This window comes from Pseudomonas sp. FG-3G, from assembly GCF_901007645.1.
Lineage (GTDB): Bacteria > Pseudomonadota > Gammaproteobacteria > Pseudomonadales > Pseudomonadaceae > Aquipseudomonas > Aquipseudomonas rhizophila.
This window is the reverse complement of the sequence record NZ_CAAKGZ010000020.1, coordinates 493,817-511,567: the sequence shown is the minus strand read 5'-3', so window position 1 is coordinate 511,567 and position 17,751 is coordinate 493,817. Positions and strand designations below refer to the sequence as shown.

The window sequence follows — 17,751 nt, the reverse complement described above, 5'->3', positions numbered from 1 at the left end:
CCACCGATACTTTTTTAACCCGGCCAAGGGACACGTCACGGCGTTAAAAAAGTACCAGCCGATGATCCCTCCCGCGTTTGTCCGGCGCCAATGGCGCTGCTGTAATCGGCACGTCATTGATGGTGAGACGCGCTCCCCTGCTGTTTATTTTGTCATTCGAGACAGGACAACCCATGAAACGACTGGAAGGAAAAAGCGCGCTGGTCACCGGTGCTGCCCGTGGTATTGGCAGGACGTTCGCCCAGGCCTATATCAACGAAGGGGCTACTGTGGCGATTGCCGATATCGATCTTGGAAGCGCCCAAGCCACCGCCGCCGAACTGGGCGACAGCGCCTACGCGGTCAAAATGGACGTCACTGAACAAGCTTCGATTGACCAGGCCATCGAGGCGGTCGTGGCCCGGACGGGCAAGCTCGATATCCTCGTCAATAGCGCAGCGCTTTTCGACCTGGCGCCTATCGTGGAGATTACGCGCCAAAGCTACGAACGGCTGTTTTGCATCAATGTCGCCGGCACACTCTTCACGCTGCAGGCCGCCGCCCGGCAGATGATCCGCCAGGGGCATGGCGGCAAAATCATCAACATGGCCAGCCAGGCCGGCCGGCGTGGAGAAGCCCTGGTGGCGGTGTATTGCGCCACCAAGGCTGCGGTGATCAGCCTGACCCAGTCGGCCGGCCTTGATTTGATCAAGCATCGAATCAACGTCAACGCCATTGCCCCTGGTGTGGTGGAGGGTGAGCACTGGGATGGCGTGGATGCGCTGTTCGCCCATCATGAAAACCTGCCCCTGGGAGAGAAAAAGCGTCAGGTCGGTGCGCAAGTGCCCTATGGCCGGATGGGCACCGCGCAGGACCTGGTGGGGATGGCGATATTCCTGGCCTCTGCGGAGAGCGAATATGTGGTAGCACAGACTTATAACGTCGATGGCGGGAACTGGATGAGCTGATAATTCGCAAGTTTTGCCCTTGAATCGACGGAGATGGACTTATTTGCCTGAAAATTGATCCCACTACTTGAGGATTGTCCCAAACGGTACCCAACGGTGCCGTTGCAAGGGATTTCAAGAGAGCGTGAATACCGTTGCCCCAGCCGGGCAAAAATTGCGCATCATAGGCGCCGTCCGCTCAAGGGAGATTTACATGCGTGCCATTTCATCCGTCATGCGTCTCATCGGGCTGTCGCTGGGGCTGGCCTTCGCCACCAGTGTCCTGGCCACCGAAGAGACGCAACTGGTCGAGTCCATCAACCTATACCGCAGTCAGTCCCAGAGTTGTGCGGATCAGGCCTCTCTGGAGCTACCGCCGCTGGCCATGGATTCGCGGCTGATCCTGTCAGCCAACGGCATTGGTGACCTGCAGCAGGCGTTGGCCCGCACGGCCTATCCGATGGTCAACGTACAGGCCATCAGCCTGTCCGGGCCGCGGGACGCGCAAGCCGCGATGAAGGCCGTGCAGGAAAGCTTCTGCCAGGTGGTGCTGGACCCGCAGTTTGTCGACATCGGTGTCAGTCGCCTGGATCGCGAATGGCGCATCGTGTTGGCGCGCCCGCTGTTGTCGGCGCGCCTGGGGGACTGGCAAGCCGAAGGTCAGAAACTGCTGAAGCTGATCAACAGTGCCCGTGCCCAACCGCGCCGCTGCGGCACCGAAGCCTACGCAGCGACAACCCCGCTGGCCTGGAACGAGACGCTGGCCCTGGCCTCCGTGACTCACTCCCGGGCCATGGCCAACAACAACTTCTTTGACCACAAGGATCGCGACGGCCGCATGCCGGGCGATCGCGCCGAGTTGGCCGGTTACCTCGGCCAGTTGATCGGTGAGAACATCGCCGCTGGACAGGATACGGCCCTCAAAGTGGTGGACGGCTGGCTGGCAAGCCCCGGTCATTGCGCCAATCTGATGAACCCGCAGTTCAAAGAACTGGGCGCCGGCTATGCGGTGGACCCGAAGAGCGATGCAGGGATTTATTGGACAGCGATGTTTGGCACCCAATAGCGTTTGATCAGATCGCCTGGCACTGACGGCAATCCCGCCATCGCGAGCAGGCTCGCTCCCACAAGGGTTCTACACACTGTGGGAGCGAGCCTGCTCGCGATGACCATGGAACTGTCATTGCTGACGCAGCGTCTGCCGCAAATGCTGCATGAACTGGCTCAACGACGGCGACTGGGCCACTGGCTTGCGTTGCAACAGGCCGATCGAACGCTTTCCGGGCTGGTCGATGGCAATCACCGCGCATTGCTCGCCAATGTTGAACACCGCCGTGCAACTGGCCGGCAGCAGGGAAAACCCCAACCCTTCGCGTACAAGCGCAGTGGCGGTACTCATGTGCGCCACCTCCCAGGCCGGCTCAGGCTCGACATTCAGGTAGCGCAACGCTGCGTCGGCCAAGGGCCGGATGCTCGTGTCGGGAGTCAGGGCAATGTAGGGCCTGCGTTTCCAGTCGTCCAGACTGTCGCGCTGATGATCCTTGTGGGTCAGCAACACCAGATTGTCATCCAACAGGCGCACGAAGCTCAGCCCGGACAGGTCGTCGGGTAACGAGGTAATACCCGCGTCCACCTCACCGCGCTGCACCCACCCCATGATCTCCCCGGCCCGACCATCCAGTACGCTCACCCTTACACCCGGGTGTTTGCGCTGGAACGACGCGATGACCACAGGCAGGAACGAAGCGGCGGCCGTGGGCAGTGCCGCCAGGCGAAGGGAGCCACGACTCAGGCTGAGGGTGTCGCGGGCGTCCCGTACGGCATCGTCCATGTCCCTGAGCATGCGCCTGGCCTGGGGCAGAAAGTGTTCGCCGGCCAGCGTCAGCTCGACACTGCGGGTGTTACGCGCCAGCAACTGCAGACCCATGGTCTCCTCCAGTTTGCGGATGCTGTAGCTCAGCGCTGGCTGGGACAGGTGAAGCTGTTCAGCGGTGCGCGTGAAGCTTGAGGTTTCAGCGATCAGGATAAAGGCACGAAGCTGTCGGAAAGAAACGTTCATGGCCGTACTTATAAAGATAATGGATCAATTGATTCTACCTTTAAAATTCACAGAACAATCCATGGCCGCCACTATGGGCCATCCCATCAGTGGAAACGGACATGACAAAAACAATTCTCGTCGGATGCGGCGCCGGTTTTGCCAATGATCGCCCGGACGCCGCCTTGCGCCTGGCCCAGGACCTGGCGCAACGAAACGGCCAGCGCTACATCATGCTGGAGTTGCTGGCCGAACGGACGCTGGCCGAAGCGCAACTGCGCAGGGGCCTCGATCCTCAAGCCGGATACGCCTCTCGCCTGTTCGATTTCCTCGAGCCGATGCTGGATGTGTGTATCGACGCCGGCATCCCCATCATTACCAATGGGGGGGCAGCCAATCCCAGAGCCGCCGCGCAGCGCCTGCGAGCAACACTGGCAGGACGCTATCCGAGTTTGAAAATTGCCTGCGTACTGGGCGATGACCTGCTGGAAGAATCCACACCGCGCTTCAAGCAATGGCTGCCCGTGGCCCCGGCAGACGTGGTTTCGGTCAACGTCTACACCGGTGCCGACGGCATTCATACGGCGCTGCAAGAAGGTGCCGGTATCGTGCTGTGCGGGCGAGTGGCCGACCCTTCGCTGGCGGTGGGCGCGATTCGCCATGGGCTGGGCTGGGCCGCCGACGATTGGCAGAAAATGGCCATCGCCACCGCGACTGGGCATTTGCTGGAGTGCTGCACCCAGGTCACCGGCGGGTACTTTGCCCACCCTGGGATCAAAGAGATCCCGGCCCCGGCGAACCTCGGTTGTCCCATCGCCGAGGTCCATGAGGATGGGCGTTTGATCATCGGCAAAACCCAGGGCTGCGGGGGCCGCGTCAGCGAGCAAACGGTCAAGGAACAATTGCTTTACGAGGTGCATGATCCGCGCCGCTACCTGACCCCGGACGTGGTGCTGGACCTGGGGCAGGCCCGCGTCCGGGACCTGGGTGAAGACCGCGTTGAGATCAGCGGCCTGCTGGGCCATCCGCGCCCCGATACGCTCAAGGGCCTGGCCGGTGTGCGTGGGCTCTGGTTCGGCGAAGCAGAAATTTCCTATGCCGGCCCCGGTGCCGTGGCCCGTGCCGCCCTGGCCCGGGAAATTCTGCTGCAACGTTTTGACCGATTGGCGCCAGGCGTACAGCCCTGGATCGATTTGTCGGGTGTCGCCAGTCTGTTCAATGACCACGGTGGCCGCTATCTGCAACAACGACTGGCCCTGGCGCCGGCCCTCGATGATGTGCGTGTGCGCGTCGGCCTGACCCATACCGACCAGGCAACAGTCCAGACCCTGTTGGCCGAGGTGGAATCGCTTTACACCAACGGTCCGGCCGGCGGTGGCGGCGTGCGCCGGCACCTCGCTGAAGCCGTCACCACCCGCAGCTTCCTGCTGCCGCGCAGCGAAATCCACACGACCCTGGAGTGGTACTGATGAACCTGGTCACCCTCGCCGACTTCGCCCACGCTCGTGCCGGAGACAAAGGCAATATCCTCAGCATTGCGGTATTCCCCCTCGATCCGGCGCACTACCCATGGTTGCTGCGCGAACTGACCTGCGAACGAGTCGCCGAACAATTCGCCACGCGCCGGCCTGCCAAGGTGCATCGCTATGAACTGCCGAACCTGCATGCGCTGAATTTCGTCCTCGAAGACGCCCTGGAAGGCGGCGTAAACCTCAGTTGCGGCCTTGATCGCCACGGCAAGAGTTTGAGTTATCTGCTGCTGTCCCTGCGCCTGCCCCAACCACAGGGCTGAAGGATTCACGCGCCCGTACCGTCGACAACAATAAAAAGAGAGGCTGCACCATGATTACAACGTTGGGTTTTTTGATGATGCTGGTCATCATCGGGCTGATATTGCTGCGCAGGATCAGCCCCGTCGTCGCCTTCACCACCCTCCCCGTCGCCGCTTGCCTGCTGGCCGGTTTCAACCCCGGACAGATCGGCGAGTTCATCAAGGCCGGGCTGATCACCGTGGCGCCCACCGCCGCGCTGTTTCTGTTTGCCATTCTGTTCTTCGGGATCATGCGTGATCGCGGGCTGTTCGACCCGCTGGTCAACCTGCTGATCCGCAGTACCGGTGGCAAGCCGCTGGCTGTGGCGCTGGTCACGGTGCTGGTGACGTCAGTGGTGCATCTGGACGGGGTGGGCGCCGCGACATTTTTGCTGACCATTCCGGCGCTGTTGCCGTTGTACAAGCGTCTGAACATGAGCCCGGCCATGCTGTTGTGCCTGGTGGGCACCACCGCCGGGGTCATCAACATGGTGCCTTGGGGTGGCACCACCGCTCGGGCTGCCGCAGTTTCCGGGCTGGACGCCACGGAGCTTTGGCTAGGTTTGCTGCCGGTGCAGTTGGTGGGGCTGGTCTGCATGTTGCTGGTGGCCACCGTGCTGGGCTCGCGAGCCCAGCGTCGCCGGCCAATGTCACTGGGAGCGGCCGCCAGCGTCGATCTGGACAGTCTGTCCACCGAAGGTCGCGAGTTCGGCCTCTCGCCCCGCAACCTGCGGTACTGGCTGAACGTGGCCCTGACCGGCGCGATCCTGGCTTGCCTGTTCACCGGTATCTTTCCGCTCTATGCCTGTTTCATGGTGGGATTGGGCATTGCCCTGCCGCTGAACTTCCCTTCCCTGGATGCCCAGGCCGAACGTCTCAAGGCCCACGCATCCGATGCCCTGCAAATGGTGCTGGTGATGATGGCCGCCGCCGTGTTGCTGGGTGTGCTGTCCGGAGCAAAAATGTCCGACGGCATGGCCTTGGCGCTGATCGACTTTCTGCCTGGCGGATCCGCTCAGTACCTGCATGTGATCGTCGGATTCTTTGGCGTTCCCCTGGGGATGATCTTTTCGCCGGACGCCTACTACTTTGCCCTGTTGCCGGTGATCAGGGATGTGGCCGCCGCCGCGGGCGTTCCCCTGGAAGCGGTGGCCCGGGCCATGCTGATCGGTGAAAACACCGGTTTCTCCATCAGCCCGGTGGTGCCCAGCGTGTACCTGGCCCTGGCGTTGTCCGGCGTCGAGTTGCGCAAACACATGGCCTACACCTTTTTCTGGGCCTGGGGCGTCAGCCTGGTGATGCTCGCCTTCGCCGTGGCGACCGGGGCGGTACAGGTTTAGGGGGCAGCGCGGGAAGCGGGTTTTCAGTGTGTGCCGAAGATCAACGATCGGTGCACGCCCGATCCCGCCCGCACACCATCGCCCACCGACAGTGCCACCGAGCCGAACGGCATGGCCGCATCACCACAGGCAAACACTCCCGGCACGCTGGTTTCGCGGGTCATGTCAGTCTGGATGAAGGCGCCGAGCGGGCCGTCCTCGAACTCACACCCCAGAGAGGCGGCCAACGAACCTCCCACGCGGGTACGGGGCAAGACGAACAGACCATCGATGGCAACCACACGCCCCCCTTCCAGGACCACATTCGCCCGTTCGCCGTCAATGCGTTCGACCGGTTCGGCTACCAGCGTCACCCCACGTAGTTCCAGGCTGGCCCGCTGCTCCGGGTCGGGCTCGAATACGCCATTGGTGAAGAACGTCGTCGGCCCCCAGTCGGGAAGCATCAAGGCGTGGTGCAGCGACATTGGCGACGTCGCCAGCACGCCTATCGGCCCTTGGTCCAACTCATAGCCGTGGCAGTAAGGACAGTGGAAAACGCTTTTGCCCCAGCGCTCAGCCAGGCCTTGCACCGCCGGCAAATCATCGACCACTCCGGTGGCCAGCAGCAGGCGTTGGGCTTGGAAATGTTGCCCACGGGCGGTTTCCAGGGTGAAGCCGCCCTCCTCCTTGCGCGCCTGGACCACGGTGTCCGACACCCACTCCACCGTCGGATAAGCCATGAGCTGGGCGCGGGCATCCTCGGCGATGTCAGCGGGTGCGCGGCCATCCTGGCCAAGAAACCCGTGGGAAGTCGCGGCGAACCGGTTACGGCGTTGCCCCCCATCGATCACCAGCACCTTTCGCCGGGCCCGTGCCAGTTGAAGTCCTGCCGACATACCCGCGTAGCTGCCGCCTGTAATGATGACGTCGTAGCCCATGATCTCTCTCCAAGGGTGGTTTTCGAAGGATCGCCAAAGTCTCGACACATCGTAAGTTCCTTGAAAAGCGCCTGTCAACGATCTCGTAACTTTTGCAATTACAGGCGATACTCCACCCCGTCTCAACCACAGAACAACGCCGTTACCATGAGAAACGACACGCGCCTGTCCCGCATGCTTCATGTACTCATCCACATGGACCGTCACCAGCAATCCGCCACCTCCGACACCATCGCGCAGATGCTCGGCACCAACCCAGTGGTGGTGCGCCGGACCATGGCGCTGCTCAAGGAACAGGGCTATGTCACGTCAGAGAAAGGCCATCGCGGCGGCTGGACGTTGAGCAAATCCCTGGCAGAGATGACCCTGCTCGACATCCATCAGGCCTTGGGTAGCACGTCGATTTTTGCCATCGGCCTGTCCACCGATCACCCGCAGTGCCTGGTGGAACAAGCGGTGAATGCGGCGCTGACGGATGCGTTCGATGAGGCTCAGGCGTTGCTGCTCAAGCGTTTGGGCAGCATCACTCTGGCGCAGTTAGCGGAGGATTTTGATCAGCGTTTTAGGGAGGGGCACGGCTGAGTGGTGGGAAGCGGGCCTGATCAGGCATCGAGATCGGCATTCCATCGACGCTGGATGTGCCGTGCTTGGAACCGGCCCGCTTCACTTTATTGAGACATCGCCGTCTTCAACGACGACAGGCGTTCACCGCAGGCACCCGGCCACGCCACGGCTGGGCGCGTTCCAATTGCGCGGCCAGGGCCAGCAGGGTGCTTTCTTCGCCAAAGCGACCGGCGAAGTGCGCGCCCATCGGCAGGCTGTTGCTGCTCCAGGACAACGGCACGGACATCGCCGGCTGACCGCTGGCATTGAACAGCGCGGTGAATGGCGAGTAGCTGTGGTAACGCTCCAGCAGTTGATCGAGGCTCATGCACACGTCCTCAACGTCCAGCTCGCCAATCGGTACCGGTTCACGGGTCAGGACCGGGGTGAGGATCAGGTCGTAATCGTGCATGAACGTCGCCAGTTGCCGGCCCAGGGTATGAATCCACTCCACTGCAGCCGCGTACTGGGCGCCGCTGACGTTGCCCTTGTCCCGCAGGATGATCCGGGTGCGCACCTCCAGCTCCTCGGCCTGTACCGCGAACCCGCGCATCTGGCCCAGCAGGTCAACGTAATGGCGAGTGCTTGCGCCGATGATGGTGAAGACCTGATCGAGAAACTCCGGTAATACCACCGGCAGGTTTACTGGTTCGACACGGTGGCCGAGGGACTCACACAACCGCGCCGCCTCGCCTACGGCCTGCAGGCTCTGTGGCGATGTTGGCCAGGGACCGAGTTGCTCCACCAGGGCAATGCGCAACGGTTGCGGATCGCGCTGCAACGCCGTCACATAGGGCAACGTCTGGACCGGCGCGGCATAGGGCGCTCCCAGGTCCATTCCGGCGGTGGCGTCCAACAGCGCGGCGCTGTCGCGCACCGACAAGGTGATCGCATGGGGCGTGCCCATCCCCGCCCAACCCTCGCCGATCATCGGCCCGGACGGCAGCAGGCCGCGGCTTGGCTTGAACCCGAAGACGCCACAGCAAGAGGCCGGCACGCGCAACGACCCGCCGCCATCGTTGCCGTGGGCGAACGGCACGACCCGGGCCGCCACCAGCGCTGCCGCGCCACCGCTGGAACCACCGGCGCTATGCCGGGTGCTCCAAGGGTTTCGGGTGGCGCCAAACCGTGAAGATTCGGTGGAGTACGACGTGCCAAACTCCGGTGAAGTGCTGGTGCCCATTACCTGACACCCCGCACGGCGCAAGCGGGTGACGACTTCGGATTCGAAATCCGCGCGAAAATCGCCCAATGAGCGTGAACCGTTGGTCATTGCCGCCCCCGCAACGGGCGAAAACAGGTCCTTGATCAACGTCGGCACGCCCGCCAACAGACCTTGCCCGACCTCAGGCGTGTCGGCCGCTTCCCGCGCCGAATCGTATAACCGCTCGGCCACCGCGTTGAGCTGCGGTTCGACCCGTTCAAGACGTTCGATGGCCGCCTCCAGCAGTTCGCCGGGGCGGATCTCGCCGCGCCTGACCCACTCGGCCAGTGCGCTGGCGTCTTCGTTGTCCATCAAGTGGTGGATGTCTTGCATGCCCATGCTTCAGATTCCTTGTTTCATGACGATTGACGGGAGCCGAGAGTGGTCGCCTGACCATGGCCTCGAGTACGCAGACCGACAGCGATCCACAGCAGCGCGGCGGCAAAACTGGCGACTGCCAGCCATTGGATCGACTGGCGCAGATCGCTGGCGAAGGCGCCCACAGAGGCCACCACCAGCGGACTGACGAACTGGCCGATATACAGAAACGAGGTGAACCCACCCAGGCCACGGCCGCGGGTGCTGGCAGTCAAGGCATTCATCACGGGAGCCATCACGTTGGGCACCAGCAATCCGGAACCCAGGCCCTGAATGAAGACCGCCACCAGCACGGCGTTGTAGCTCTGGGCGCGCATCAGCAGCCAGAGCCCAAGCCCTATCAGACTCAGCAACAGCGCGTTGCAACCGGCAATGCCGAAGCGACGGCGCAGCAAGGGCCACATCAACGAACCGCCCAGGGTCGCCAGCAGACTCAAGCCTGCCGCCATGCCGATCAGCGTGCTGGAGGTGATGCCCAGGCTGACCAACAGCGTCGGCGCCTGGATCGGCACGATGAAGGTCAGCACCATGCCGCCCAGAATCATCAGGTAACCGATCACCAGCGACCGTACCGCGACCTTGGCCGGACCCGATTCGTCCGCTTGCTGCTCGGCCCTTGGCCGCTTGGCCATCGACGGCTCCCACAGCACCTTCATCATGGCGGGCACCAGCAACAATGGCAGCAGGTACAAAAGGAACGGCGAGCGCCACGAATGCTCCCCGAGCGCCCCACCCACCACAAAAAACAGCGCCCCCACCAGGCCGATGGTCACCACTTGCCGGTTGACGTAGCGCAAGCGCTCTTCGCCGTGCCAGTAGTCAGCAATGAGGGCCGCGCAACAGGTCATCACCGCCGCCTCGGCGCAGCCGAACAGCAGCCGGGTGCCGACAATCGCCGGCAGGTTATCGAGCATCGCCGGCAGCGCGCCGAGCACTGCGTAGAGCAACGTGGCAATCACCAGCAGCGCCTTGCGCCCGACCCGGTCCGCCAGCCAACCGGCCAACGGCGCGCACAGGGCAATGGTCAGGGCCGGCCCGGTGATCGCCAGCGGCACCAGCAGATCGGCTCGCGGCTCCATGGGACCGAATTCGGCGCCCAAACGGGGCAAGATGGGTGCGACCATCACTGAGCCCATGATGGTCAGGCTGCTGCCGAGCATCAGCACCAGCCCTTCACGCCGACCCGTGGCCTGGCGTGACGGGGCTGCGGCCGTTGATACGGAACTTGATTGGTTCATGGGAGCCCCTTTAGAAACTGTGAGAAATGCGCAGTGCCGTGGTGTAGCCCTCGGCACGGTTACGCGCGTCGAACTCCTTGTAGACGTGCAGCCATACCGGCGGCATCCCGGGCTTGAAGTAGCTCACCGCCGGCCCGACGGCCATCACCCGGGCGCGATTGCCCGATTGCAGCCCTGGCGCATCGTCATCGCTGAACTGGCGGTAGTAATACCCGCCCACGCCCACCGTCCAGGGCCCGACGTGTTGGCCCACCGCGAATTCGTGGCGGTACTCGACGCCGCTCTTGTAATCAGTGGCCGGGTTGCGTGTGTTGATGTCGACTTCGAAACTGGAAGACACTTCGAAGCCGCTGTCGGAGATGTAAGTGGCGTTGAGGATCGGCGAAAAGGTCCAGTGGTTGAGCCCCGGTGAAATCAGCCGGTTCTTGTCATAGTCGCCAGTCGGTGCCTGGATCTGGAACTGGGTGTTGACGAACAGGTTGGGCGAGAGGGTCCACTGCAAGATCAGCGGCAACAGCTGGATGTCGGCCATGCGAAACGGATCGGCCTCAAGGTCCAGCGGACCGATTGGCGTCTGCACCTGTACCGAAGCGTCCATCTGGAAGAACGGCACCACGGTGCCGAAGCCATACTGGGCGCCCAGCACGGTGTAATCGGTCATGCGCATATAGGCGACGCCGATGGACAGCACATCCAGGGAGAAATCGTTATCCACGGACTTGCCGTGGCGGTCCTTCTGCACGTTGGCCGAATAGAACGCGGTGCGCAGGCCGACGGTGCCAAAGGGCGTGGCCGGCGGCATCATGCCCGCGCCGAAATCATAGACCCCGACCGCCGTGGTCGGCGCACCGTTTTCGGTGCCATGGGCAGCGCCCCCCATACCGATCAGCCCCAAGGTCAACCAAGTACAGCGCCAGGCGTTTGCTTTTTTATTTTGATTCATCGAATGCCCCTCCAACCCTGTGGTGTTGGGGTCATCCTAGGGAGCCGGCCGGTCAGCCGTTATCCGTTTTCAGCACAGATGCGTGCGACGCAGGGTTTGGGAAGGTGTCTCGCCGAACAGCACCCGATAATCGCTGGAAAAGCGGCTCAAGTGCCAGAAGCCCCAGCGTGCCGCCACCTCCTGGACGCCCAGGGCCTGATCCCCGTTGCGCAGTTCACGGCGCACGGCATTGAGGCGCAACGCTCGTAAATAGGCCACCGGATTGATACCCAGGGTTTCCTGGAAGCAATACTGCAGTTTGCGTCGGCTGGCCCCGATGTGGTTGCACAGGTCGAGGATCGACAGCGGCTCATCGACATGGGCCAAGGCGTACTCCCGGGCGCGGTCGACCATGCGCTTGCGCGCCGTGGGGCTGAGCGGCGGCGCCTCGTCCGGTGCCACCAGTTCCAGTATGTGCAGCATCACCGTGTCACGCAGGCCACGACGAATCGACTCGTAACCCAGCAACGAGTCACGCCCCTGCTCGCCCCCTTCAAGCTCATCGAATAACGCCGCAAGCTCGGCGGGCAGCGTCGAGTTGCCGAGACGGTAACACTTGGGAAGATCGGTAATTCGAAAGCGGCTGCCTTGACGTTCCAGCACATGCTCCAACGCCTGCTCGTCGATGGCGACACCGAGCAGATCCAGATGTTGGGGCGTGCGCAGCTCGGGCAGGTTATGCCCACGGGCGACCAACAGGCTGGGCTCGACAATCGGGTGCCCGGAACAAAAGACCGGCCCGTCCGCACTCAGCGGCACGCTGAAGGTGATGGCGCCCTCCCAGGCCGTGCCTTGCTTGGTCAGAGCCTGATTAGAGCGGTCGCGCACCAGTTGCATCCACTCCGAGCGGAACTCGATCAACTCGCCGTCGAAGCGCCCGGGGGTCAACTGGTCGTAGCAAACCTGCCAACCGCCCATGTTCCGGGCGTGCTCGTCGATGTCTGTGGTGCGGAACCGATTGATCGGCAGCATCGGCAGTCCCTCCGACGAGACCGCTGGTTGCGCCATGTTGTCATTGTTCATTGACCCGACCTTTGATGATTCCAGGGCTTATGGATCAAAGCTCAGGCAAGTTCCATTCCGCTGGGTAGGCCATTCGTTCAATTGTGCCGAAAACGGATAGACTCTTTCACCGGCCCTGACAAACACCCCGCGCGAAACGATCATGAACGAGATGACCCTGGATGTCGGCCTCGCCGCCGAGTCCATTTCCCAACCGCGCACCCTGGTATTCCTGGCCTATCCGCAAATGGGCTTGCTGGACCTGACCGGCGCCCAAACAGTGTTCTGGGCCGCCACCAAGGCCATGACCGAACGCGGCCTGCCCGGCTACGCCATGCACACCGCCAGCCTGGCAGGCGGATTGATGCAAAGCGCCGAAGGCCTGGTCGTGGATACCCGTGCCCTGCGTGAGCTCGACGGGACGCTCATCGATACGCTGATTGTCCCCGGCGCACCGGACATTCGGCAGGCGATGATCGACTGTGTCGACCTGGTGCAATGGCTGCGCATTGCCGCGGTCCAGGCCAGGCGCACCGCATCGGTGTGCAGCGGCACTTTCCTCATGGCCCAGGCCGGCTTGCTGGACGGACGCCGGGCCGCCACCCATTGGGCCATGTGCGAGATGCTCAAGAGTGGTTTCCCGTCGGTTGAGGTGGATCTTGATGCGATCTTCATCCAGCAGGACAACGTCTGGACCTCGGCCGGTGTCAGCGCGGGCATCGACATGGCCTTGGCATTGGTCGAAGCCGATTGCGGTCGCGACGTGGCCCTGCAGGTGGCCCGTGAGCTGGTGGTGTTTCTCAAACGCCCCGGCGGTCAGGCGCAGTTCAGCCAACTGTTGCAATTGCAGATGCAGGAGAGCGCCGGCTTCGATGAACTGCACGTGTGGATTTGCGCACATCTGGACGACAACAACCTCACCGTCGAGCGACTGGCCCGCGAGGCCAGGATGAGCCCGCGCAATTTTGCCCGGGTCTACAAACGCCAGACCGGCCGCACCCCGGCCAAAGCCATCGAGATGTTCCGCCTTGAGGCGGCGCGGCGAATGCTGGAAGACTCTCAGCGCAACATCGACCAGATCGCCCGCGCCTGCGGTTTCGGTGACGAGGAACGAATGCGTCACACATTTCAGCGTCACCTGTCGATTTCCCCCCGCGAGTATCGCAGCCGGTTTTCCCGTTAAGCGCGAAACTTGCGCTACTGGCCTGTCAGGCCACTTTCCAGGATCGCGCCTGCGAGTCGCCCTGCTCAGCCAGGAGTGCGCTGCAACGGGAGCGCAGCCAACGCTCCCCCGGATCATTGTGCGAAGCACCGCGCCAGACCATGGAAAGCTCGTGCTGGGGCAAACAGATCGGGGCCGCTTGAGCCCGCATACCAGCCACCACGGCCATCGCCAGGGCAACGTAATCCGGCACGATAGCAATCATGTCGCTCCCGGCCAACAGCATGGGCAAGGCGCTGAACTGCGGCACGGTCAACACCACCCGGCGCTGTCGGCCCATCAGGCATAACGCCCGGTCCGAATCATCGATGACATTGCCCATGGACGACACGATGGCATGGGGCCGACGGCAGAATTCATCCAGGGTCAGTTCGCCGGGCTGCGAATCGGCGCGCAGCAGCATCGGTCGAATCGGCCGCAGCGTCTTGCGCCGGGCATTGGCCGGCAGCTCCAGGGTCGGGCTGATGCCCAGGGATATCTCGCCGCTGGCCAACAGCTGGGACACCTGCCATTGATCGGCCCGGCGCACCACCAAGGTGGTGCCCGGTGCCTCGATCCGCAGGCGCCGCAACAACTCCGGCAGCAGTGCGTACTCGACGTCATCGCAAAGGCCGATATGGAAGGTCGCCTCGCTGGTGGCTGGCTCGAACGCCTGGCAGCGGCTCAAGGCTGCGGCGATGCCGTCCAGCGCCGGTGACAGATTGGAGAAGATTTCCCGCGCCCGGGAGGTCGGTTCCATCAACCGCCCCGAACGGATGAACAAGGGATCATCGAACATCAACCGCAGGCGTGCCAGGGCACTGCTGATCGTTGGCTGGCCGAGGAACAGCTTTTCGCTGACGCGGGTCACGTTTCGCTCGTGCATCATGGTTTCGAAGACCACCAGCAAATTGATGTCAGCACGACGCAGGTCATTTCTGTTCATCATCGTCGTCGCCCCAGGCGCCAGGCCATTGAGTCAGGAGTGGACAAGATCATCGCCTGCGCCCTCCATCAAGGCCTACGGCGACGAGGTGTTGAAAGCGTAATCCCCGAGGCAAGCCAGTGTCTGTTGTACGTGGGGACACTCCACCCACCCTTTGGGCGGCTTCATCGATACTTCGGTATATACCAAGCCCTGTGGCGAACACTGCCTTTGTGGCGAGGGGATTTATCCCCTCGCCACAAATAAAGTATTGGCACGACCTGGCGGAATTTCAGGGTTTTATGTCCTACCTCAGCCCAAGCGGCGCTTCTAAGATACGAACCGATGCTCTGTCCCCCGACATCCCAGAGCGAGACCACGTAAAAACAAAAGGTCTGCCAGCGTGCCCCTACCCTCCGCGATGCTCAAGAACGTCTATGACAGCCTGCGATACGCCCCATGCCAGAAGGGGCCGCGACTGTCGATGGGAATCAGTACCCATCCGCTGGTCAACGCCCTCGGCTGGCTGGTAGGCCTGGTGGTGGCTTGCGGGATTGTCATCATCAACTCCGAGACCCATTCCGACCTGGCGCCGACCCTGCTGTACATCACCTTGTTATTGATGGCGGCCAACCTGTTCTCCATCAATCTGGTGATCACCGTCGCGCTGATGTGCATGGGCTTGCTCACCGCGATGTTCTTGTACAACGGCGGCTATCACCGCTGGGAATCGACCACCGGTTTCTTTCGCTGCCTGACCGCATTGTCCGCCATTGCGTTCCTGGCGCTGCGCAGCAAGCAGGCTTCCGACAGCCTGCGGCACAACGAGGCTTACCTGATCGGCGCCCAGCGCCTGAGCCAGACCGGCAGCGTGGGCTTTCGCGGCGATCGCCAAGCGTTGACCTGGTCGCAGGAGTCGGCACGGATTTTCGAGTACTCGCCCAACAAGACACCGACGGTGTCGATGATGCTGGCGCGCACTCACCCCGAAGACCTGGAGTTGGCACGCGGGGTTTTCCAACAGGCCGCCGCTGGTGAACCGCAGATCGAGGTCAAGCTGCGCCTGCTGATGCCTGATGGGCGCATCAAGCACATCCACATGATCGCCAGCCCCCTGCTCGTCCAGCATGGCCGTTTCCAGTACTTGGGCGCGCTCATGGACGTCACCGCCAGCAAGCAGGCCGAAGACGCATTGTTCCGCGCCCAGAGCCAATTGGCCCACGTCACGCGCTTGACCTCCCTGGGGGAAATGGCCGCGTCCATCGCCCACGAGGTCAATCAGCCACTGACGGCCATCACCAGCAGTGGCGAGGCCTGCCGCCGCTGGCTCAAACGTCCGGAGCCCGATCTCGGGGAAGCCCTGGATTGCCTCGACCGAATCGTCGCCAACGGCTGTCGCGCCAGCGAGGTCATCAGCGGTATCAGAGCGCTGTCGCGCAAATGCGACCCGGTGCGCCAGCCCGAGCGGCTGGACGACATCGTCCGCGAGACCCTGAACCTGGTCCAGCAGCAACTGGCTCATCATAAAGTCCGGGCGAAGGTGGAGCTGACAGCGACCGACAGCCAGGTCAGCGCAGACCGGGTGCAACTGCAGCAAGTGATCATCAACCTGATCATCAATGCCTGTCACGCCATGGACGCAGTCAAGGTACACGAACGAACCCTGCACATACGCACCTGGATGGAGGATGACGAAGTGCTGCTGGAGGTGACTGACCACGGAACCGGCATTGCCCCCGAGGTCCTGCCGTCCTTGTTCAATGCGTTTTTTACCACCAAGGAAAACGGTCTGGGCATGGGCCTTTCCATCTGCCGGTCCATCATCGACTTCCATGACGGCAGGATCTGGGCGACCAGCGAGGCCGGCCAAGGCACCTCATTCAGGTTCGCGCTGCCGCGGCTCACTTGCACCGCTGTGTCGGGGAGCGGGCAATGAACGCCATGCAGCCCACGAAACCGGTCCTCGGCAACGAGCCCATCGTTTATATCGTTGACGACGACGCACCGCTGCGCCAAGCCCTCGGCAGCCTCCTGCGTTCCATCGGCCTGCAGGTGCATCTGTTCGATTCGGTCGCACAGTTCATGAACCATTCCAGGCCCGACCTGCCCAGTTGCCTGGTTCTGGATGTACGGCTGCAAGGCACCAGCGGCCTGGAGTGCCAACGGGCGCTGGTCGCGGCCAACGTCCATCTGCCCATCGTGTTCATGACCGGCCACGGTGACATCGCCATGACCGTGCGGGCGATGAAGGCCGGTGCCGTGGATTTCCTCGCCAAGCCGTTTCGCGAACAAGACCTGATCGACGCCGTGACCGCCGCCCATCAACAGGACTGTCGGCGGCGCGACGCCGAACGCAGCCATCAGCAAGTGCTTGACCGTTACACCACATTGACCCCGCGCGAGCAACAGGTCATGGCGCTGGCGGCGTCAGGCCTGATGAACAAGCAGATCGCCGGGGAACTGGGCTTGAGCGAAATCACGGTCAAGATTCACCGCGGCCAAGCCATGCGCAAAATGTGCGCAGGCTCGTTTGCCGATCTGGTCCGCATGGCCCAGGTGCTGGAATGGCGCGGCGAGCAGTAGAAAGTTCATACACACGTATACTTGGCGGGACTATTGGACGGCGTATCTTGCAGTGATACAGGCGCCTTTATGGCTACCTGATATCACCCCAGGTATCGACATGTCCAATACCGCAACTATTTCAATTGTTGATGATGACGAGTCAGTTCGAATTGCACTGGATGGCTTGTTACGTTCCCACGGATATCGGGTTACAACATACGCGGGCGCCTTGGACTTTTTATCTTCTTGTGAACTTGAAAACACAGCGTGCCTGATATCGGATATTCAAATGCCTGGCATGACCGGTATTCAGATGTACGATCGACTGTCGACCCTGGGCATTCATATCCCGATCATTTTCATTAGCGGATACCCTGGCGTGCCACCCCGTGTCAGCGCCGGGGCGCCCGAGCCGGTGGCGTTTTTCCCGAAGCCCTTCGACTGCGCTCAATTGATCGCCTGCATCGAATCGGTAGTTGGCCGGCCTTCCTGATGCCGCGCCATCGTCGCGACCTCATACCTTTGTATAGATCCCCCCTACCCAGGCATAGGCCGGATGACCTTATGTAGAAGTGTTAAACACAGGCCCTGCCAATAAGCTTCCCTACAGCGAACTGAAATT

17 protein-coding genes are annotated in these 17,751 nt (G+C 62.3%); 10 read left to right on the top strand and 7 right to left on the bottom strand.

What is annotated here, in order from left to right:
- The first annotated feature begins 173 nt into the window (after nucleotides 1-173).
- Both PSEUDOMOFG3G_RS12005 and PSEUDOMOFG3G_RS12000 read left to right on the top strand, forming a co-directional pair.
- Complete coding sequence (locus tag PSEUDOMOFG3G_RS12005) at nucleotides 174-947, top strand: L-iditol 2-dehydrogenase (RefSeq protein WP_139050032.1); 774 nt, start codon at nucleotides 174-176, stop codon at nucleotides 945-947.
- Nucleotides 948-1,140: 193 nt separating this feature from the next.
- Complete coding sequence (locus PSEUDOMOFG3G_RS12000; protein ID WP_139050031.1) at nucleotides 1,141-1,992, top strand: CAP domain-containing protein; 852 nt, start codon at nucleotides 1,141-1,143, stop codon at nucleotides 1,990-1,992.
- A gap of 114 nt (nucleotides 1,993-2,106) precedes the next feature.
- On the opposite strand, the gene PSEUDOMOFG3G_RS11995 is transcribed toward PSEUDOMOFG3G_RS12000, so the two are convergent.
- Nucleotides 2,107-2,985: a LysR family transcriptional regulator gene (locus tag PSEUDOMOFG3G_RS11995; RefSeq protein WP_047229131.1), complete on the bottom strand. Its 879-nt coding sequence runs from the start codon at nucleotides 2,983-2,985 to the stop codon at nucleotides 2,107-2,109.
- A gap of 101 nt (nucleotides 2,986-3,086) precedes the next feature.
- On the opposite strand from PSEUDOMOFG3G_RS11995, the gene PSEUDOMOFG3G_RS11990 reads away from it, so the two are divergent.
- Genes PSEUDOMOFG3G_RS11990 through PSEUDOMOFG3G_RS11980 form a run of 3 tightly spaced genes read left to right on the top strand, consistent with a single transcriptional unit; the run spans nucleotide 3,087 to nucleotide 6,114 of the window.
- Nucleotides 3,087-4,433, top strand: a complete 1,347-nt coding sequence (locus PSEUDOMOFG3G_RS11990; RefSeq protein ID WP_139050030.1) for an acyclic terpene utilization AtuA family protein — start codon at nucleotides 3,087-3,089, stop codon at nucleotides 4,431-4,433.
- Nucleotides 4,433-4,756, top strand: coding sequence for a hypothetical protein (locus PSEUDOMOFG3G_RS11985; protein WP_171061361.1), 324 nt, complete (start codon nucleotides 4,433-4,435; stop codon nucleotides 4,754-4,756). Before PSEUDOMOFG3G_RS11990 ends, PSEUDOMOFG3G_RS11985 begins: the two co-directional genes overlap by 1 nt.
- A 50-nt stretch (nucleotides 4,757-4,806) precedes the next feature.
- A complete protein-coding gene (locus PSEUDOMOFG3G_RS11980; protein WP_047229134.1) occupies nucleotides 4,807-6,114 on the top strand; it encodes a CitMHS family transporter in 1,308 nt (435 codons plus the stop codon).
- A 23-nt stretch (nucleotides 6,115-6,137) separates the two neighbouring features.
- Here the strand turns inward: PSEUDOMOFG3G_RS11980 and PSEUDOMOFG3G_RS11975 are convergent, their stop codons facing one another.
- On the bottom strand, nucleotides 6,138-7,031 hold the full coding sequence (locus tag PSEUDOMOFG3G_RS11975; protein WP_139050029.1) for an NAD(P)/FAD-dependent oxidoreductase: 894 nt from the start codon (nucleotides 7,029-7,031) through the stop codon (nucleotides 6,138-6,140).
- A gap of 147 nt (nucleotides 7,032-7,178) precedes the next feature.
- On the opposite strand from PSEUDOMOFG3G_RS11975, the gene PSEUDOMOFG3G_RS11970 reads away from it, so the two are divergent.
- Entirely contained in the window at nucleotides 7,179-7,613 is a 435-nt protein-coding gene (locus PSEUDOMOFG3G_RS11970) for an Rrf2 family transcriptional regulator (RefSeq protein WP_047229136.1), read from the top strand.
- Between the two features lie 106 nt (nucleotides 7,614-7,719).
- On the opposite strand, the gene PSEUDOMOFG3G_RS11965 is transcribed toward PSEUDOMOFG3G_RS11970, so the two are convergent.
- From PSEUDOMOFG3G_RS11965 to PSEUDOMOFG3G_RS11950, 4 genes are all read right to left on the bottom strand, one after another.
- A complete protein-coding gene (locus PSEUDOMOFG3G_RS11965; protein ID WP_139050028.1) occupies nucleotides 7,720-9,177 on the bottom strand; it encodes an amidase in 1,458 nt (485 codons plus the stop codon).
- Between the two features lie 17 nt (nucleotides 9,178-9,194).
- Nucleotides 9,195-10,454: an MFS transporter gene (locus PSEUDOMOFG3G_RS11960; RefSeq protein ID WP_139050027.1), complete on the bottom strand. Its 1,260-nt coding sequence runs from the start codon at nucleotides 10,452-10,454 to the stop codon at nucleotides 9,195-9,197.
- Between the two features lie 10 nt (nucleotides 10,455-10,464).
- A complete protein-coding gene (locus PSEUDOMOFG3G_RS11955; RefSeq protein ID WP_139050026.1) occupies nucleotides 10,465-11,397 on the bottom strand; it encodes a transporter in 933 nt (310 codons plus the stop codon).
- Nucleotides 11,398-11,466: 69 nt separating this feature from the next.
- Nucleotides 11,467-12,459: a helix-turn-helix domain-containing protein gene (locus tag PSEUDOMOFG3G_RS11950; RefSeq protein ID WP_047229139.1), complete on the bottom strand. Its 993-nt coding sequence runs from the start codon at nucleotides 12,457-12,459 to the stop codon at nucleotides 11,467-11,469.
- A gap of 151 nt (nucleotides 12,460-12,610) precedes the next feature.
- On the opposite strand from PSEUDOMOFG3G_RS11950, the gene PSEUDOMOFG3G_RS11945 reads away from it, so the two are divergent.
- Nucleotides 12,611-13,621, top strand: coding sequence for a GlxA family transcriptional regulator (locus tag PSEUDOMOFG3G_RS11945; protein WP_139050075.1), 1,011 nt, complete (start codon nucleotides 12,611-12,613; stop codon nucleotides 13,619-13,621).
- A gap of 25 nt (nucleotides 13,622-13,646) precedes the next feature.
- Here the strand turns inward: PSEUDOMOFG3G_RS11945 and PSEUDOMOFG3G_RS11940 are convergent, their stop codons facing one another.
- Nucleotides 13,647-14,588, bottom strand: a complete 942-nt coding sequence (locus tag PSEUDOMOFG3G_RS11940) for a LysR substrate-binding domain-containing protein (RefSeq protein WP_047229140.1) — start codon at nucleotides 14,586-14,588, stop codon at nucleotides 13,647-13,649.
- A 460-nt stretch (nucleotides 14,589-15,048) separates the two neighbouring features.
- On the opposite strand from PSEUDOMOFG3G_RS11940, the gene PSEUDOMOFG3G_RS11935 reads away from it, so the two are divergent.
- From PSEUDOMOFG3G_RS11935 to PSEUDOMOFG3G_RS11925, 3 genes are all read left to right on the top strand, one after another.
- Nucleotides 15,049-16,500, top strand: coding sequence for a sensor histidine kinase (locus PSEUDOMOFG3G_RS11935; protein WP_139050074.1), 1,452 nt, complete (start codon nucleotides 15,049-15,051; stop codon nucleotides 16,498-16,500).
- Nucleotides 16,497-17,147 carry a response regulator transcription factor gene (locus tag PSEUDOMOFG3G_RS11930; protein WP_139050025.1) on the top strand — a complete coding sequence of 217 codons (651 nt, stop codon included), beginning with the start codon at nucleotides 16,497-16,499 and terminating at the stop codon, nucleotides 17,145-17,147. Before PSEUDOMOFG3G_RS11935 ends, PSEUDOMOFG3G_RS11930 begins: the two co-directional genes overlap by 4 nt.
- A 100-nt stretch (nucleotides 17,148-17,247) precedes the next feature.
- The gene (locus tag PSEUDOMOFG3G_RS11925) at nucleotides 17,248-17,622 is read left to right on the top strand and encodes a response regulator transcription factor (protein ID WP_139050024.1); all 375 of its coding nucleotides are present in this window, start codon (nucleotides 17,248-17,250) and stop codon (nucleotides 17,620-17,622) included.
- The last annotated feature ends 129 nt before the right edge of the window (nucleotides 17,623-17,751 follow it).

Coding starts and splice junctions, on each gene's coding strand:
- PSEUDOMOFG3G_RS11950 (WP_047229139.1), bottom strand. CDS start 12,459: ATGAACAATGACAACATGGCGCAACCAGCGGTCTCGTCGGAGGGACTG.
- PSEUDOMOFG3G_RS12000 (WP_139050031.1), top strand. CDS start 1,141: ATGCGTGCCATTTCATCCGTCATGCGTCTCATCGGGCTGTCGCTGGGG.
- PSEUDOMOFG3G_RS11945 (WP_139050075.1), top strand. CDS start 12,611: ATGACCCTGGATGTCGGCCTCGCCGCCGAGTCCATTTCCCAACCGCGC.
- PSEUDOMOFG3G_RS11940 (WP_047229140.1), bottom strand. CDS start 14,588: ATGATGAACAGAAATGACCTGCGTCGTGCTGACATCAATTTGCTGGTG.
- PSEUDOMOFG3G_RS11995 (WP_047229131.1), bottom strand. CDS start 2,985: ATGAACGTTTCTTTCCGACAGCTTCGTGCCTTTATCCTGATCGCTGAA.
- PSEUDOMOFG3G_RS11975 (WP_139050029.1), bottom strand. CDS start 7,031: ATGGGCTACGACGTCATCATTACAGGCGGCAGCTACGCGGGTATGTCG.
- PSEUDOMOFG3G_RS11925 (WP_139050024.1), top strand. CDS start 17,248: ATGTCCAATACCGCAACTATTTCAATTGTTGATGATGACGAGTCAGTT.
- PSEUDOMOFG3G_RS11980 (WP_047229134.1), top strand. CDS start 4,807: ATGATTACAACGTTGGGTTTTTTGATGATGCTGGTCATCATCGGGCTG.
- PSEUDOMOFG3G_RS11970 (WP_047229136.1), top strand. CDS start 7,179: ATGAGAAACGACACGCGCCTGTCCCGCATGCTTCATGTACTCATCCAC.
- PSEUDOMOFG3G_RS12005 (WP_139050032.1), top strand. CDS start 174: ATGAAACGACTGGAAGGAAAAAGCGCGCTGGTCACCGGTGCTGCCCGT.
- PSEUDOMOFG3G_RS11935 (WP_139050074.1), top strand. CDS start 15,049: ATGGGAATCAGTACCCATCCGCTGGTCAACGCCCTCGGCTGGCTGGTA.
- PSEUDOMOFG3G_RS11955 (WP_139050026.1), bottom strand. CDS start 11,397: ATGAATCAAAATAAAAAAGCAAACGCCTGGCGCTGTACTTGGTTGACC.
- PSEUDOMOFG3G_RS11960 (WP_139050027.1), bottom strand. CDS start 10,454: ATGAACCAATCAAGTTCCGTATCAACGGCCGCAGCCCCGTCACGCCAG.
- PSEUDOMOFG3G_RS11990 (WP_139050030.1), top strand. CDS start 3,087: ATGACAAAAACAATTCTCGTCGGATGCGGCGCCGGTTTTGCCAATGAT.
- PSEUDOMOFG3G_RS11965 (WP_139050028.1), bottom strand. CDS start 9,177: ATGGGCATGCAAGACATCCACCACTTGATGGACAACGAAGACGCCAGC.
- PSEUDOMOFG3G_RS11985 (WP_171061361.1), top strand. CDS start 4,433: ATGAACCTGGTCACCCTCGCCGACTTCGCCCACGCTCGTGCCGGAGAC.
- PSEUDOMOFG3G_RS11930 (WP_139050025.1), top strand. CDS start 16,497: ATGAACGCCATGCAGCCCACGAAACCGGTCCTCGGCAACGAGCCCATC.